The organism is Stenotrophomonas maltophilia complex sp. Om-AH-Sm3, from assembly GCF_059337855.1.
Window position 1 is genome coordinate 75,653 of record NZ_JBYBLQ010000003.1, and the last position, 15,941, is coordinate 91,593.

Annotated in this window: 15 protein-coding genes; 5 read left to right on the forward strand and 10 right to left on the reverse strand. The window is 67.0% G+C overall.

What is annotated here, in order from left to right:
* The first annotated feature begins 82 nt into the window (after positions 1-82).
* A complete protein-coding gene (locus AC10QF_RS04865) occupies positions 83-619 on the forward strand; it encodes a carboxymuconolactone decarboxylase family protein (protein ID WP_494541856.1) in 537 nt (178 codons plus the stop codon).
* A gap of 38 nt (positions 620-657) precedes the next feature.
* On the opposite strand, the gene fdhD is transcribed toward AC10QF_RS04865, so the two are convergent.
* Entirely contained in the window at positions 658-1,506 is an 849-nt protein-coding gene (gene fdhD, locus AC10QF_RS04870; RefSeq protein ID WP_069138435.1) for a formate dehydrogenase accessory sulfurtransferase FdhD, read from the reverse strand.
* A 244-nt stretch (positions 1,507-1,750) separates the two neighbouring features.
* Between fdhD and AC10QF_RS04875 the strand changes: the two genes are divergently transcribed.
* On the forward strand, positions 1,751-4,036 hold the full coding sequence (locus tag AC10QF_RS04875; protein WP_494541857.1) for an FdhF/YdeP family oxidoreductase: 2,286 nt from the start codon (positions 1,751-1,753) through the stop codon (positions 4,034-4,036).
* Between the two features lie 481 nt (positions 4,037-4,517).
* Positions 4,518-5,057 carry a DUF411 domain-containing protein gene (locus AC10QF_RS04880; RefSeq protein WP_081275831.1) on the forward strand — a complete coding sequence of 180 codons (540 nt, stop codon included), beginning with the start codon at positions 4,518-4,520 and terminating at the stop codon, positions 5,055-5,057.
* 116 nt (positions 5,058-5,173) lie between these two features.
* Here the strand turns inward: AC10QF_RS04880 and blaL1 are convergent, their stop codons facing one another.
* Positions 5,174-6,043: a L1 family subclass B3 metallo-beta-lactamase gene (gene blaL1 / locus AC10QF_RS04885; protein WP_111129328.1), complete on the reverse strand. Its 870-nt coding sequence runs from the start codon at positions 6,041-6,043 to the stop codon at positions 5,174-5,176.
* Positions 6,044-6,246: 203 nt separating this feature from the next.
* Here blaL1 and AC10QF_RS04890 point away from each other — a divergent pair, with 203 nt between their 5' ends.
* On the forward strand, positions 6,247-6,513 hold the full coding sequence (locus AC10QF_RS04890; protein WP_005416705.1) for a hypothetical protein: 267 nt from the start codon (positions 6,247-6,249) through the stop codon (positions 6,511-6,513).
* A 9-nt stretch (positions 6,514-6,522) separates the two neighbouring features.
* Positions 6,523-7,695, forward strand: a complete 1,173-nt coding sequence (locus tag AC10QF_RS04895; protein WP_171956473.1) for a low temperature requirement protein A — start codon at positions 6,523-6,525, stop codon at positions 7,693-7,695.
* Positions 7,696-7,764: 69 nt separating this feature from the next.
* On the opposite strand, the gene AC10QF_RS04900 is transcribed toward AC10QF_RS04895, so the two are convergent.
* The 8 genes from AC10QF_RS04900 to pip all read right to left on the reverse strand — a co-directional run bounded on the left by AC10QF_RS04900 (position 7,765) and on the right by pip (position 15,880).
* Complete coding sequence (locus tag AC10QF_RS04900) at positions 7,765-8,316, reverse strand: DUF1697 domain-containing protein (RefSeq protein WP_494541858.1); 552 nt, start codon at positions 8,314-8,316, stop codon at positions 7,765-7,767.
* Entirely contained in the window at positions 8,313-8,954 is a 642-nt protein-coding gene (locus tag AC10QF_RS04905) for a response regulator transcription factor (protein ID WP_070489584.1), read from the reverse strand. Before AC10QF_RS04905 ends, AC10QF_RS04900 begins: the two co-directional genes overlap by 4 nt.
* On the reverse strand, positions 8,947-10,002 hold the full coding sequence (locus tag AC10QF_RS04910) for a sensor histidine kinase (protein ID WP_164092826.1): 1,056 nt from the start codon (positions 10,000-10,002) through the stop codon (positions 8,947-8,949). The genes AC10QF_RS04905 and AC10QF_RS04910 overlap by 8 nt, the downstream gene beginning before the upstream one ends.
* Positions 10,003-10,241: 239 nt before the next feature.
* The gene (locus AC10QF_RS04915) at positions 10,242-10,979 is read right to left on the reverse strand and encodes an MgtC/SapB family protein (protein ID WP_065177730.1); all 738 of its coding nucleotides are present in this window, start codon (positions 10,977-10,979) and stop codon (positions 10,242-10,244) included.
* A 31-nt stretch (positions 10,980-11,010) separates the two neighbouring features.
* Positions 11,011-13,770, reverse strand: a complete 2,760-nt coding sequence (gene mgtA, locus AC10QF_RS04920; protein ID WP_494541859.1) for a magnesium-translocating P-type ATPase — start codon at positions 13,768-13,770, stop codon at positions 11,011-11,013.
* Positions 13,771-13,833: 63 nt separating this feature from the next.
* Complete coding sequence (locus AC10QF_RS04925; RefSeq protein WP_135967160.1) at positions 13,834-14,133, reverse strand: hypothetical protein; 300 nt, start codon at positions 14,131-14,133, stop codon at positions 13,834-13,836.
* 293 nt (positions 14,134-14,426) lie between these two features.
* On the reverse strand, positions 14,427-14,726 hold the full coding sequence (locus tag AC10QF_RS04930; RefSeq protein ID WP_494541860.1) for an EF-hand domain-containing protein: 300 nt from the start codon (positions 14,724-14,726) through the stop codon (positions 14,427-14,429).
* A gap of 206 nt (positions 14,727-14,932) precedes the next feature.
* Entirely contained in the window at positions 14,933-15,880 is a 948-nt protein-coding gene (gene pip, locus AC10QF_RS04935) for a prolyl aminopeptidase (protein ID WP_494541861.1), read from the reverse strand.
* Positions 15,881-15,941 lie beyond the last annotated feature (61 nt).

The window sequence follows — 15,941 nt, forward strand, 5'->3', positions numbered from 1 at the left end:
GAATTACGACTGATGCGTCCGGCGAGTCTACCTAGGATGAGCGGGTCGTCCAATCCCGGGCGCTTTCCCAAGGAGATCCACCGTGTCCCGTGTCCCCCTGATCGATGCCGCCAACACCACCGCCGACCGCCAGGCCCTGCTGGGCCAGGTCCACGCCGCCTTCGGCGCCACCCCGGCCATGTTCCGCGCCGTGGCCAACTCGCCAGCCGCCCTGCAGAGCATGTGGGGCTCGTTCGGCGCACTGGGTGGCGGTCGCCTGTCGCCGCTGCTGGGCGAGCAGATCGCCGTAGCCATTGCCAACCGCAACGCCTGCGAGTACTGCCTGGCCGCGCACACGGCACTGGGCCGCAGGGCCGGCGCCAGCAGCGAGCAGATGGCTGCCGCACAGATCGGCCAGTCCAGTGACCCGGCTACTGCCGCCGCCCTGGATTTCGCGCTGAAAGTGGTCGAGCAGCGTGCGCAGATCGCCGAGGGCGATGTGCAGGCGCTGCGTGCGGCCGGCTTTGACGATGAGCAGATCGTCGAGATCCTCGCCCATGTGGCGCTCAACCTGTTCACCAACTACGTCAACGTAGCGTTCGACGTGCCGGTGGACTTCCCGAAGGTCGCGCTGCGCTGAGGTCTACCGGGCCGGGGGCGCTGTGCTCCCGGCCATCTTCAGCAGGCGTGGCCGTCGTCCGCCTGCAGCCGGTCCGGATGGGTATACACATTGAACCCGCTCTCCCGCGCGAACCCGACCAGGCACAGGCCGGCACTGCGGGCCAGGTCGATCGCCAGCGCGGTCGGTGCCGACACTGCAGCCAGTACGCTGGCACCGGCGCGCACCGCCTTGCTGACCATTTCGTAGCTGGCCCGGCTGGAAATCACCAGCAGGCCGCCTTCGATGGCGTGTTCGTTGTGGTGCAGCGCACCGATCAGCTTGTCCAGTGCATTGTGGCGTCCGACATCCTCCCGCACCCAGCCGATGCGTCCACTGGCATCGGCCCAGGCCGCGGCGTGGGTGGAGCCGCTTGCCGCATTCATCGGCTGGTGCTGCGTCAGCGTGGCCAGCGCGCGCTGCAGAGCGGCGGGCGAGTAGCTGCGTCGCTCGCGGATCTGCGGCAGTGGGCGCAGCACTTCTTCCAGCTGGCGCGTGCCGCACAGGCCACAGCCACCACGACCGGGCAGCAGGCGTCCATTGGACGGGTCCAGGTCGGCACCGGGTGCCTCCTCAGCCACGGTCATCTGTAATTCGATGCCTTCCAGCTGCGGGCGGATCTCGATCGACAGCAGCTGCGAGGGGGTGTCGATCAGGCCTTCGCTGAGCGAGAAGCCGAGCGCGAAGTCTTCCAGGTCGCACGGTGTGGCCATCATCACCGCAAAGGCGGCGCCGTTGTAGCGCAGCGCCACCGGCACTTCTTCGGCCACCACATCGACCTGCTGCTGTTGCCCCTCGTTGCGCCAGCGCTGCAGCGGGCGTTGGGCGGTGCCGGCAGGTGGGGTGTGCGGCGGGATCGAATCAGGCATGCAGCGCGTCCGGACAAGGGAGAAACGCGGGCGGGCCACCGCCTGCGGTTTCGAGGATAGCGCAGTGGTCGCGCGCAGACGCGGCTGTAACCGCTGCCATGGCAGGTTGTGCTGAAAACCGCCTGTACCCTCTGGCGAAGCCGCGCAGGCCGTGCTTGACTGTGCGGCTGGTCGTGCCATTGACTGCGCCGCCGGACCGCGTTGTGCCGATTGTTGCTGCGTTCCTTCCGTAAGGTTCCCGAACATGTCCGAGCAGAAACCGCCGCGTTACAAGCCCTACAACCAGCCTGCCGGCGGCTGGGGTGCCGCCGGTGCCACCGCCAAGGTGCTGCTGCAGCAGAGTGTGATCGGCAAGGGGTCGAAGGCGCTGCTGGCGATGAACCAGCCCGGTGGCTTCAAGTGCCCCAGCTGTGCGTTCCCCGATGCCGACGAACGCAGGAAGCTGGAGTTCTGCGAGAACGGCGCGAAGGCACTGGCCTGGGAGGCTACGGAGTTCCGGGCCGGCCGCGAGTTGTTCGCCCGGCACACCGTCACGGAGCTGATGGCGCAGACCGACTACTGGTTGGAGATGCAGGGCCGGCTGACCGAGCCGATGCGCTACGACGCAGCCACCGACCACTACGTGCCGTGCAGCTGGGACGATGCCTTTGCACTGATCGGTCGCCACCTGCAGGCGCTGGACAGCCCACACCAGGCCGAGTTCTACACCTCCGGGCGCACGCCCAACGAAGCGGCGTTCCTGTATTCGATCTTCGTGCGCGAGTTTGGTACCAACAATTTCCCGGACTGCTCGAACATGTGCCACGAGCCGACCAGCCGCGGGCTGCCGCCGGCCATCGGGGTGGGCAAGGGCACCATCGTGCTGCAGGATTTCGAGCACGCCGAGGCGATCTTCGTGATCGGCCAGAACACCGGCACCAATTCACCGCGGATGATGAGCAACCTGGTCGATGCGCGCAAACGCGGCATCCCGATCGTGGCGGTCAATCCGATGCCCGAGCGCGCGCTGATCCGCTTTGCCGAGCCGCAGGACGTGGTGCAGATGGCCACGTTCGGCTCGACCGAGATCACCAGCGAGTTCGTGCACATCCGCATCGGCGGCGACCTGGCCCTGATCAAGGGCATGATGAAGGTGATGTTCGAGCGCGAGGCGCAGGGCGAGCGCGTGCTCGACCATGATTTCCTGTCAGAACACACAGTGGGCCTGGAGGCGCTGCGCGAGGATGTGCTGGCGCAGGACTGGGACCAGATCGTGCAGGTGTCCGGCATCTCGCAGGCGCAGATACGCCGCTGTGCGGAGATCTACATCCGCTCCAAGGCCACTGTGATCTGCTACGGCATGGGCCTGACCCAGCATCAGTACGGTTCGCGCCTGCTGCAGCAGGTCGCCAACCTGCTGATGCTGCGTGGCAACTTCGGCAAGCCCGGTGCTGGCATAGGGCCGATCCGTGGTCATTCCAATGTGCAGGGCGACCGCACCGTCGGCATCGACGAGAAGCCCAAGCCGGCCTACCTGGACCGCGTGCAGCAGGTGTTCGGCTTCGATCCGCCGCGTGAGCATGGCCACCATGTGGTCGAGTCCATCGAGGCGATGCTGGACGGCAGCGCCAAGGTGTTCATCGGCCTGGGGGGCAACTTCATCCATGCGGTGCCCGATACGCCTCGCGCGTATGAAGCGATGCGTGGGCTGGACCTGACCGTGGGCATCGCCACCAAGCTCAATCGAGGTCATCTGGTTCATGGCCGCGATGCGCTGATCCTGCCGGTAGTGGCGCGCTCGGAGCGCATCGTCACGCCGGCCGGCGAGCAGTTCGTCACCATCGAAGACGCGATGTCGAACGTGACCGCCTCGCGCGGCGTGCTCGAACCGGTCAGCACGGAGGTGCTGCCCGAGGTCGAGATCGTCTGCCGCATGGCGATGGCTGCGCTGCCGCACAGCAAGGTCGACTGGGCGCGCTGCATGCACGACTATGCACCTATTCGCGAACTGATCGCTGCCGTGTACCCGGAGATCTACACCGGCTTCAACGAGCGCATCCAGCAGCCGCACGGTTTCCATCTGGACATTCCGCCGCGCCGCCGCGTGTGGCCCACGCCCAATGGCAAGGCCAACATCCTGGTGATGCCCGGTCTGGACGTGGACGATCCGGTGCACGATCCGAACATGTTGCGGTTGGCCACCGTGCGCTCGCACGACCAGTACAACACCACCATCTACAGCTACAACGATCGCTATCGCGGCGTGTACAACGATCGCATGGTGCTGTTCATGAACATCGAGGACCGGCTGGCGCGCGGTCTGGAGAAGGAGGCGCTGGTCAGCCTGGAGACGATCAGCCGCGATGGCGTGCAGCGGCGCATCGAGGGCCTGACCGTACTGGACTACCCAATGCCGCGCGGCGCGCTGGCCGGTTACTACCCGGAACTGAACCCGTTGTTGCCGCTGGACTACTACGACCGGATCAGCGGCACGCCCGCTGCCAAGTCGATTCCGGTGCGGATGAGTGCAATGGCGGCGGCGATTGCGTGACACGCGCATCGGCTATCATCGGCGGGTGAACCTGCCTGGCCTGCTGCTGCGATGGATACTGCTTGTCGCCCTGGTGCTGAATGCACCGGCGCTCGCGCTTGCCTCATCTTCGTACAGCGGGTCCGCCAACCAGGATCACTGCGCTGCACCGCACTCGGCCGCGATGGCGGCAGCCGGCTGCTGCGATGATGCGGCCCCGGCGGCCTGCCAGAGTGGTGAGTGTGAATGCCCGCCGGCCTGCCTTGGCATGCTGGCCACGTTGAGCGGAATGCCGGCCTCGCCGTGGCGCGAGGCGCCTGTAGCCGCCAGTACCCGGCAACGCGCACCGCCGCCGATGCCGGACCCGTTGCGGCCCCCTATCGCGTGATTCCCTGCAGGCCTCAAGCGCCTGCCGTAGTTGCTCGACTTTTCTCGACTCTGCCTGTGCCTTCGATGCGCGGGCGACGGGCCGCGTTGCCCGCCTCTGCAAAGGAATCACGCAATGAACCGTACTCTCTCCCTCGGCCTGCTGCTGGGTACCGTGTTGGCCACGACCGCCTGTGCACGTGCCGCCGAAGAATCCGCCGCCGCACCGATCGCCAGCGCAGCACCGGTGGCACCGATCCAGGCCAGCCCGGCCAAGGTCGATCCGGCCTTGCCGGTGGCCATCGTGCACAAGACCGCCAGCTGCGGCTGCTGTGGCATCTGGGTCGACCACCTGAAGGCCGCCGGCTTCCAGGTGGAGGTGCATGACACCGACGACATGAACCCGATCAAGGTTCGCCTGGGCGTGCCGGTCGGCAAGGCGTCCTGCCATACCGCCGAGATCGGCGGGTATGTGGTCGAGGGCCACGTTCCGGCCGAGGACATCAAGCGCCTGCTGGCCGAACGCCCGGCCGCGCGCGGGCTGGTGCTGCCCGGCATGCCGGCCGGTTCGCCGGGCATGGAAATGCCGGATGGCTACGTGCAGCCGTACACCGTCGAGCTGGTGCGCACCGACGGCAGCACCGAGCCGTTCGCCCAGCACGGACAGGGTGGCTGATGGACGGCGGGTGCCGGTCGTTCTGACCGGCACTCTTCGACGCATCCTGTGTAGAGCCGAGCCCACGCTCGGCTGTGTTTGGCCGGCAAGCCGAGCATGGGCTCGGCTCTACGGGATCAGCGTGCTGCGGCCGTTTCCTTGGCCAACTGCGCGTCGAACTTCTTCTCGGCCGCATCCGCGTAGGCCTTGCAGTTCAGTGCCTTGTCGCTGGCCTTGCTGCCAGCGGCATAGTTCCAGTTGCTGGCGCCCGGATGCGGGGTCAGCAACAGGTCGCAGGGCAGGCCGCGCACCGTAGCGAAGCTGCGCCGGTAGTCCTCGACCAGGTGGGGATAGCGGGCGTTGCCCTGCAGCTGGTAGCCCGGCGCACTCAGGCTGTCGGCGTAGGCGATGCGCACCGGCTTGCCATCGCGGGTATCGGTCCAGGTCCAGGCGGTGCTGCCCGGGGTGTGCCCCGGCATGAAGTGTGCGGTGAACGCGATGCCACCCACCGTGACCACTTCGCCATCCATGATGATGCGGTCGGTGCTGGCCGGCGGAAAGGTGATGCTGTCGCCAAAGTGCAGGTCGTTGCTGCCGCCGCGCGCCAGCAGCACCGCTGATTCGGCGTTGGCTGCCACCATCGCACCGGTACGGCGCTTCAGTTCTGCCACCGGGCCCGCATGGTCGGCATGCGCATGGCTGAGCAGGATCAAGCGCAGGTCCTGCGGCGCCACGTCGCGCACCTTCATGTTGCTGATGAGGTGGCTGGCCATCTGCGGCATGCCGCCGTCGAGCAGCACCGCGCCGTCGGCGGTCTGCACCAGTAGCGCGGTCAGGTCCTCAGTGCCGATCTGCCAGGTATGGTCGGCGATCTGCAGCGGCGCCATCGGCTGCAGCCAGGATGGGTCTACGGTGTAGGCCTGCAGCTGTGGCAGCGGTGTGTCGGCGGCAGTGGCATCAAAGGCAAGTGTGGCAGTCAGGGCAAGGGTCGTCAGGCAACGGCGCATGGCGGAGAGGGGTCTGGATAGGGTCGGATGAAGCTAGCACGTACCCTAGACGGCCCGTTTCGCGAATAACTCATGGCTGCCATAAGGTTCGCCGCAGCCGATGCCGGGATTGTTCGCTTGCTCTGGACTGTGAATCCATCTCCACGGGCTGTTGCGCACAATCGGCCGGGGCTAGCCTGTTCCCAGGCTCAAGGAGGTGGACCATGCATGTGCTCATGGTGATGCTCGGGGGCGTGCTCCTGCTGGGCGTGTTCCTGCTGTTTGGCCGTCTCTGGAGCGTGGGCACCTCGCAGCTGCCCACGGCGCTGATCGCCTTCATCGCTACCTGGCTGCTGGTGGCCGTGGCCAACATGTGGGTGGGGGTCAGCAAGGCCGGTTACGCGGTACGCGAGGAGTTGCCGATCCTGTTGCTGGTGTTTGCCGCGCCGGCGTTGCTGGCCGGTTTCCTGTACTGGCGCCTGGCGCGCTGAAGGAGTTCCATGCGTACCCGACTGCGCTTGCCCGCGCTGCGCCACCGCGACGGCCACCATGCCCGCGTGACCTACGAAGAACTGTTCTTCGATCTGGTCTACGTATTCGCGGTCACCCAGCTCAGCCACCATCTGCTGCACCACCTGGACCTGGCCGGTGTACTGCAGACGCTGGTGCTGTGGTTCGCGGTCTGGCTCGGCTGGCAGTACGCGTGCTGGGTCAGCAACTGGTTCGACCCGGAGGTGCCGCGCATCCGCGGCCTGCTGTTCGCCACCATGCTGCTGGCGTTGTTGATGTCCTCGTCCATTCCCGAGGCGTTTGCCGATCGTGCGTGGATCTTCGCCGGGGCGTACGCCACGATGCAGGTCGGACGCACCGCGTTCGTGCTGCTGGAGGTCGGCCGGAGCCATCCGTTGGCACCGAACTTCCGCCGCATGCTGGCCTGGGTCAGCGTGTCGGCCTGCTTCTGGCTGGCCGGCGCGGCGGCCGAGGGCAACCTCCGCCTGGCATTGTGGGCGGTGGCGGTGGCCTGCGAATACATCTCGCCGATGTTCGGCTTCGCGTTCCCGGGCATGGGCCGTTCGCACACCCGCGACTGGACCATCGAGGGCGGACACCTGGCCGAACGCTGCCAGCTGTTCGTCATCGTCGCACTGGGCGAGACGTTGCTGGCAACCGGGGGCGTGCTCAGCGACGTCGAGCATTGGAGCCTGGAAGTGGTTTCAGCGGTGTTGGCCACCTTCGCCGGCACGATTGCCATGTGGTGGCTGTACTTCGGCATCTCCAGCCGCGATGCCACAGAGGCCATCACCCACGCCGAAGACCCCGGGCGGATGGGCGCCAACTTCCACTACGTGCATGCATTGCTGATCGCCGGCATCATCGCCACGGCGGTGGGCAATGATCTGGTCATGGACCATCCGGGGGTGGCCGTCACCCCGGTTTACGTGACCGTGATGGTGGCAGGCCCGCTGATCTATCTGCTGGGCAGTGCCCTGTACAAGCGCGTGGTCTATGGGCACGCGCCGCGCTCGCATCTGCTGGGCGCGGTGGCGCTGCTTGTGCTGGGGCTGATGCTACCGCACGTGCATCTGCTGGCCGCCGGATGGCTGACCAGCCTGGTGCTGCTGGGCGTGGGGCTGCTGGATACGCGATTGAAGCGCCGCTTGCAGCGGGCGTGATCCGTTGGGTCCGCCCACTGCTTCAGCCTTCACGGAGCGCGAGCGCGGCGCAGTGCCTGAAGGTCGACGCTACCGCCTCCGGCCAGCACGCGGATTGCTGGCAGGCGAGGTAAGCGCTGCGGCCATCACTGCAAGCTTGCCGATTGTGTTCATATTGCGGGCGGTGCCGTGCTGGGCATAGGGCACCCGCAAGCGCGAGTCGGCCATGCCGGCACCGTAGTGGATGAAGATCTCGCGCGTGCCGAGTGCGAGCTGTTCGTCGCGCCGGCCGGTCACGCCGTCCAGCGGATCGGCAGGCAGGCTGCCGTCGAGGAACAGCGCGACCACACGGTTGCCGGCGGCCTGCGCAAACGGGTTGCGTGCCACCACGCCGGCGATCTCGTTGGCCGAGCGCACCAGCACGCCCACCGGCTTGCCGGCGTACGCCTGCAGCCGTTGGGCGAGGGCCTCCCGTACGGTGGATTCATCAAGCCCGCTGCGGAACACCACATTGCCGCTGGCGATGTAGGTGCGGACATCGGCGAAGCCTGCGTCCTCGCACATCGCCACCAGTTCGTGCATCGGCAGCTTGCCGGTGCCGCCGACGTTGACCGCACGCAGCAGCGCGACGTGGACGTTCATGGCGTACCCGCCTGCAGGCGGTCGTACATGCGCACCAGGTCAACCAGGGTGCGTGCGCCCATCTTGCGCATCACCTGCGCACGGCGCACCTTCACCGTGATCTCGCTGACGCCCAGATCGCCGGCGATCTGCTTGTTGAGGCGGCCGCGCACCACGCCATCGACCACCTCGCGCTCGCCGGCATTGAGGGTGTCCCAGCGCAGCTGCAGCGCGCCGAGTGCCTCGCCCTCGCGGCGGCGCTGGCGGTCGATCTCGATGCCCTTGTGGATGGCATCAAGCAGTTCCTGGTCACGGAAGGGCTTGGTGAGGAATTCGATGGCGCCGTCCTTGATCGCGTTGACGCCCATCGCGATGTCGCCGTGGCCGGTGATGAACACCACCGGCAGCTGCAGGCCGTGGCTGCTCATCGTGCGATGGAATTCAAGACCGCTCTGGCCGGGCATGCGCACGTCCAGCACGAGACATGCCGGTGCGTCTTCCAGCGCGTGTTCGAGGAAGGCCTGGGTGGAGGCGAAGGCCCGCACCTGCAGGCCCATCGAGGCCAGCAGGTCTTCCAGTGCCGCGCGCACCGACGGATCGTCGTCGACCACATAGACGATGGGTGCCGGATCGGGGTTGGCGGCAGTGGGCTTACGCATGGTGGGCGTCCGTGGCAATGGGCAGGTCGAACACAAAGCAGGCACCGCCGCCTGCCGGTCGTTCGGCACGGATCTGGCCGTCGTTGGCTTCGATCATCGAGCGGCTCAGGCTGAGACCCAGCCCCAGACCGTGCGACTTGGTGGTCCAGAAGGCATCGAAGACGCGTTCGGGATGGTCGGCGGGCAGGCCGACACCGCGATCACGGACGCTGAGGCTGACCCGCTGGCCGTCGCGCCGGGTCAGCAGGGACAAGCGCCGGTCGGCGGTGGGCACGGTCTCCATCGCGTCCACCGCATTGAGGATCAGGTTGCCGATCACCTGCTGCACCTGCACGCGGTCGGCCTGCACCGGTGGCAGTTCGGCGTCCAGCAGCAGCGCCACGGCCACGCCATGCCGGTCCAGCTCGCTGCGCGACAGCGCCAGCATTTCCTCCACCGCCTGGTTCAGATCGAAGGCGCGTCGCTGCGGTGCCGCGCCCTGGGTCAGGCCGCGGATGCGGGCGATCACGTCGCCGGCGCGATGCGCATCGGCCAGGATGCGGGCCACGGTCTGCCGTGCCTTGTCCACGTTCGGTGGGTCCTGCGCGAGCCAGCGCTGGCAGGCTTCGGCGCTGCTGGCGATGGCCGCCAGCGGCTGGTTCACTTCATGCGCGATGGAGGTGGTGAGCTCGCCCACGGTGGAGGCGCGCGCTACCCGCAGCAGGCGGCCCTGTGCTTCCTGCACGGCGGCCTTGGCCGCTTCCATATTCAGCGCGAGGTAGGTGGTGATGCCGATCACCAGCATGCCGATGACCGAATTGACCAGGCCGATGCGGTAGGTGCCGAAGCGGGTCAGGAAGAAGCTCAGCCCGGTCAGCGCGATGCAGGCCAGGGCAAGCGTGATCAACCCGCGTGCGCCCAGCACGCGCGATGCGGCCAGGATGACCGCCGCGTAGAAGCAGGCGGCGGCAACCGCGTAATCGGTGACGGTGTCGATCAGGAAGATCGCCGCCATCACAACGATCAGGACCAGCAGCACCAGTGGGCGGCGGGGCGACAGCGATGGCATCGGGGAGGCTCCCTGGCGTGGGGTGAAAGGATAGCAAAGCCGCCATCGGTGGATGCCGGCCTTGGTCGGCACCGGTCAAAGCGATGCCTGGTAGTGCCGGCCGCTGGCCGGCATCTGCACGGTGCTTCCGGAGATCACTGGGTTGCCGGCCAGCGGCCGGCACTACCCCCAGCGGTGGGCATGCCGAGGCGATGCACGGGGCGTCCGGAGATCATGAGGTTGCCGGCCAGCGGCCGGCACTACTCCTCCAGGCTGGCGTTCCAGAACCCCTGCAGCACGCCGGGCGTGGTCGCCAGCGTCGCCAGTACCGCGTCCAGTTCGCCGGCGTCCACCGTGGTGGCATACAGCACCGCTTCGATTTCCACGTCGCGCTCGCCGAACGGGCGCTGGTCCACCGCGCGCACCGGGTACTGCGCCTGCTCAAGCAGCAGCAACAGCTGGTCCAGTACCTCGGCCTGCTGCTCGCGCTGGCAGACCACGTTGATCGCATAGGTTGCCTCGCTGAACGCTTCCGGCAGCGGCTGCCGCTGGATGCGGTTCACCACCGGCCGCAGCAGGGTGTTGGCGGCCAGCACGAACACCGCGGCGAGCACTGCTTCGGGCAGCAGCTTGATACCGGCACATGCTCCCACCGCCGCCGATCCCCACAGGGTGGCGGCGGTGTTCAGGCCGGACACCTGCGCGCCGTCCTTCATGATCGCGCCGGCACCAAGGAAGCCGACGCCGGAGATCACATACGCAACCACATGCAGCGGTGACGGCGGGCCGCCGTACAGGTCATGGAAGCGCACGGCCAGATCGACGAACACCGCCGCACCCACCGCCACCAGCGTGTTGGTACGCAGGCCGGCGGTGCGTTGCCGCAGCTGGCGTTCCAGGCCGATGACCGTGCCCAGCACGAACGCCACTGACAGGCTGATCAGCGAGCTGAGCGTGGCACCGGCGTCGAACGCCGGCAGGTTCGGATTGATGTCCATTGTGTTTCTCCCTGGACAAAGCGGCGGGCGCTTACTGCCAGCCGTAACGACGGATGTAGAACCGCTTCAGCGCAGTGGTCAGCCCCGCGTAGCCGAACAGGATCGCCACCAGGAACGGCCAGTAGCCAGCCGGCAGCGCCTGCAGCTTGAAGTAGCCGGCCAGCGGGCTCATCGGCAGGGCCACGCCAATGGCCATGATCAGGCCGGTCATCAGCAGCAGTGGCGGCGCCGCGATGCTCTGCAGGAACGGCAGCTTCGGCGTGCGGATCATGTGCACGATCAGCGTCTGGGTCAGTAGGCCGACCACGAACCAGCCGGACTGGAACAGGCCCTGGTCGGCCGGCGTGCGCGCATCGAACACGTACCACATCAGCGCGAAGCAGGTCAGGTCGAAGATCGAGCTGATCGGCCCGAAGAACACCATGAAGCGGCCGATGTCCGCCGGGTTCCACTTCAGCGGCTTTCGCACCAGCTCCTCGTCCACGTTGTCGAACGGAATGGCGATCTGCGAGATGTCGTACAGCAGGTTCTGCACCAGCAGCTGCAGCGGCAGCATCGGCAGGAACGGCAGGAAGGCCGACGCCACCAGCACCGAGAACACATTGCCGAAGTTGGAGCTGGCGGTCATGCGGATGTACTTCAGCATGTTGTTGAACGTGCGCCGGCCCTGGATGACGCCTTCCTCCAGCACCATCAGGTTCTTTTCCAGCAGGATGATGTCGGCCGCCTCCTTGGCGATGTCCACCGCACTGTCCACGCTGATGCCGATATCGGCTGCGCGCAGCGCCGGTGCATCGTTGATGCCGTCGCCGAGGAAGCCGACCACCTTGCCCTGTGCGCGCAGTTCGCGCACCAGGCGCTCCTTGTGCAGCGGCGTCAGCCGGGCGAACACGCGATGGTGGTGCAGCGCCCGCGACAGCGCGCCGTCATCCATGCGCTCGATCTGCGGCCCGGTCAGGATGGTGTCGGCGTCCAGCCCCACCTGTGCGCAGACACGCGCGGTCACCAGTTCGTTGTCGCCGGTGAAGACCTTGACCTCCACGCCATGCGCGGCAAGCGCCTGCAGCGCCTGCGCGGCCGATTCCTTCGGCGGGTCGAGGAACGCCACGTAGCCGATCAGGGTCAGGCTACATTCGTCGGCCTGCGAATAGGTGGTCCGGCTGGCCGCGGTCTCCTTCATCGCTACCGCCACCACGCGCAGGCCCTGTTCGTTCAGTTCCTCGGTGGTCTGCCGCACCCGCGCCAGGCGACGCTCGTCCAGCGGCATGTCCTGGCCGTTTTCACGCACGGTGCTGCAGACTGCCAGCATCTCTTCTACCGCCCCCTTGCAGATCAGCTCGTGGTGGTCCTCGCGCTCGGAGACCACCACCGACATGCGGCGGCGCTCGAAGTCGAACGGGATCTCATCCACCTTGTGGTAGTCCTGCGACAGCCGCAGCGAACTCTGCAGCTCCACGTGCTCCAGTACCGCACGGTCCAGCAGGTTGATCAGCCCGGTCTGGAAGTGACTGTTGAGGTAAGCGAACTTCAGTACGTCTTCCGAATCGTGGCCGAACACATCGGTGTGGCGCTCCAGCGCGATCCTGTCCTGGGTGAGCGTGCCGGTCTTGTCGGTGCACAGCACTTCCATCGCGCCGAAGTTCTGGATGGCATCCAGGCGCTTGACGATCACCTTGCGCCGCGACAGCAGCACCGCGCCCTTGGCCAGGGTGGAAGTGACGATCATCGGCAGCATTTCCGGCGTCAGGCCCACCGCCACCGACAGCGCGAACAGGAACGCCTCGGTCCAGTCGCCCTTGGTCCAGCCGTTGATCAGCAGCACGAACGGCACCATCACCAGCGCGAAGCGGATCAGCAGCCAGCTGACACTGTTGACGCCGGCCTGGAATGCGGTGGGCGCACGGTCGATGGCGGTGCTGCGCTGGGCCAGGGTGCCGAAGTAGGTGCGGTTACCGGTGGCCAGCACAATGGCGGTGGCCGTACCGGACACCACGTTGGTACCCATGAACAGCAGGTTGTGCTGTTCCAGCAGGCCGGCCAGGCCATCGCCCGGGTGCGCGAATTTCTCCACCGGCAGCGACTCGCCGGTCATCGCCGCCTGCGCCACGAACAGGTCCTTGGCGTTCAGCACGCGGCAATCGGCCGGAATCATGTCGCCTGCCGACAGCACGATGTGGTCGCCGGGCACCAGTTCACGGATCGGCAGGTCCAGCAGGCGTGCCGGGCGACGGCTGTGCAGGCGCGCGCCGAAGTACTGGTCTGCCACATCCGCAGCCTCGGTGCCGGGATTGCGGCGCAGCACGCGCGCAGTGTTGCCGACCAGTGCCTTCAGCCGCTCGGCCGCTCGGTTCGAACGGCCCTCCTGCACGAAGCGGATCAGCGTGGACAGCAGCACCATCGCACCGATGACGATCGTCGCCTTGATGTCCTCGGTCAGCCAGGACACCGCGGCCAGCACGGTCAGCAGCAGGTTGAACGGATTGCGGTAGCACTGCCACAGGTGACGCCACCACGGCAGCGGCTTCTCGTGATCCACCTCGTTGGGGCCGAGCGTGGCCAGTCGCTCCTCGGCCTCATGCGGACTGAGGCCATCGGCATGCGAGCCCAGCGTGGCCAGCAGCTCGGCTTCGTCCTGCTGGGCGAGGGTGACCAGGCCGGTGGTGAGCGCGAACGGCGCTGCTTCGGCGCTGCCCGGACCAAACCCGGCTTCGGGCATTGCGCGGCGGCGGAACAGGTTGCCTGCGCGGCGGCTGCGCAGGAAGGCATTGAACCAGGCGTTGAGCAGGCTCATGGGACGCTCCTCGAATGTCAGAGCCGGCCGCGGCCGGAACACGAACGGAATGGGTGAGACAGATCAGGCGTGGCGCATCGCCAGCACCGCCGGTGACCATGGCTGCATGTGCAGCCGCTGGCTGCCACCGATGCACAGTGGCTTCATCGCATCGCGCAGGGGATAGGGCAGGTGGCGCAGCACATTGATGCGCTCGCTGATCGGCAGCAGCGACAGCGCGTCGGCCACCACGCGTGGCGAACCGAGCGACAGCGAACGGGCAAACATGACCGGGCCGTATTGCAGCAGCTGGCTGCGCAGGGCGGCAACATCGCGCTCGCCGATCAGGCGGCGCAGGGTGATGTAGAGGATCTTGTAGGACATGGGGGCGATCTCCAGGCAGGCGGCGCCTGGCGGTCCCCCGTCACTCAGGCAGGCAGGGACCGGCGGGCAGGCGCCAGGAACAGGCAACAAGCGGTGATCCGGGGTGCGGCGCACCCGGCAGGGTCGGGGTCCATCTGCGTCTCCATGAGGGAAAGGTGCCAGCCAGGGTTGCCCTGGCCAGTGGTGCTATTGTCCGCCCCTGAATGGGACAGGCCTAGAGACTCGTGGGTTAGCCCGGCTATACCTTGGTATAGCCGGGCATGCACAGCGCCAATCGAGGGTTCAGTGATGGATCAATGCGAAGCGCTGGTCTGCTTGCACACGTCGTACTCGCCACGGGTCAACGTCTTGTCACGGTCGGTATCGCAGGCATGCAGCCGTTCGGCCCAGTCCGGTGCTACCGCATCGACTTCCGCCAGGGTGACGATGCCGTCCTTGTCCCTGTCCAGCGACTCGTACGGCGGTATCAACTTCACTTCGGTGACGTCCTCGGCGGTGGTGGCCCTGCTCGCCTCCTGGGTCCTGGAACAGGCACCCAGCAGCAGGGCCGCACAAAGCGAGAGTGCAATGGGAAGGTAGCGACAAGCGATCATGGCGTGCTCCTGAAGAGAGGGCGAACCACCGGTGCGGTGGTCACCGCCGGATCTTCTGCGCGGAGCTGTAAGCGGGCTGCGAAGAATGGGGCCGTGGACCGTTGCCGGTGGATCGCCATTCACCTGGCCGCGCAGCAGCGATTGCGCGGAGTCGACGCTACCCTCGAACGGTGGGATGCCGACCAGCGGCCGGCACCACCATCTGCTCAGAAACGGTCGGCAAAGGCGTCCGTCGCCCGCACCAGCGCATCCACCGTGGCCGGCTCGTTCGCGCTGTGGCCGGAGGTCACCATCTCCAGCCGCGCTTCCGGCCAGGCCTTAGCCAGATTCCACGCACTGCGCGGCGGGCAGATGATGTCGTAGCGCCCCTGCACGATCACGCAGGGCAGGTGGCGGATGCGATCGATATCGCGCAGCAGCTGGTTGGGTTCCAGGAAGATGCCGTTGCGGAAGTAGTGCGCCTCGATGCGGGCCTTGGCCAATGTGTCCAGCGGGTCGTCGGTGGATTGCGTATCCACGTCGTGCTGCAGGGTGGCCGCGTTGTCCTCCCAGCCCAGCCAGGCCTGCGCGGCTTCGATCCGGATCGCCACATCCGGGCTGTCCAGGCGGCTCCAGTAGGCTGCGATCATGTCGCCGCGCTCGGCTTCCGGAATGTAGGCCTCATAGCGGTCCCAGCGCTCCGGGAAGATCCAGCGCGCACCGCCGTTGGCTTCGGCGAACCAGCGGTTTTCCATTTCGCGGCCGAGGAATACGCCGCGCACGATCAGGCCGGTGGCGCGCTCGGGATGCGCCTGTGCGTAGGCCAGTGACAGGGTCGACCCCCACGAGCCGCCATAGACCAGCCAACGCTCGATGCCCAGGTGCTCACGCACCTTCTCGATGTCGGCCACCAGGTCCTGCGTGGTGTTGTCGCGCAGCTCGCCGAACGGGGTGGAGCGGCCGCTGCCACGCTGGTCGATCAACACAATGCGGTAGCGTGCCGGATCGAAGAATCGGCGGTGGGTGGGCGAGATGCCCGCGCCTGGGCCGCCGTGCAGGTACACCACCGGAATGCCCTCTGGCGTGCCGCACTCTTCGATGTGCAGCGTGTGCAGATCGCTCACCGGCAGGGTGAACTCGCGGTAGGGTTCGATGGCGGGGTACAGGGTACGCATGGCAGGTGTCTCACAAGCTGGGGCGGCCAGCATAGCGCCGCCACCTGCGGGCTGCAGCGAC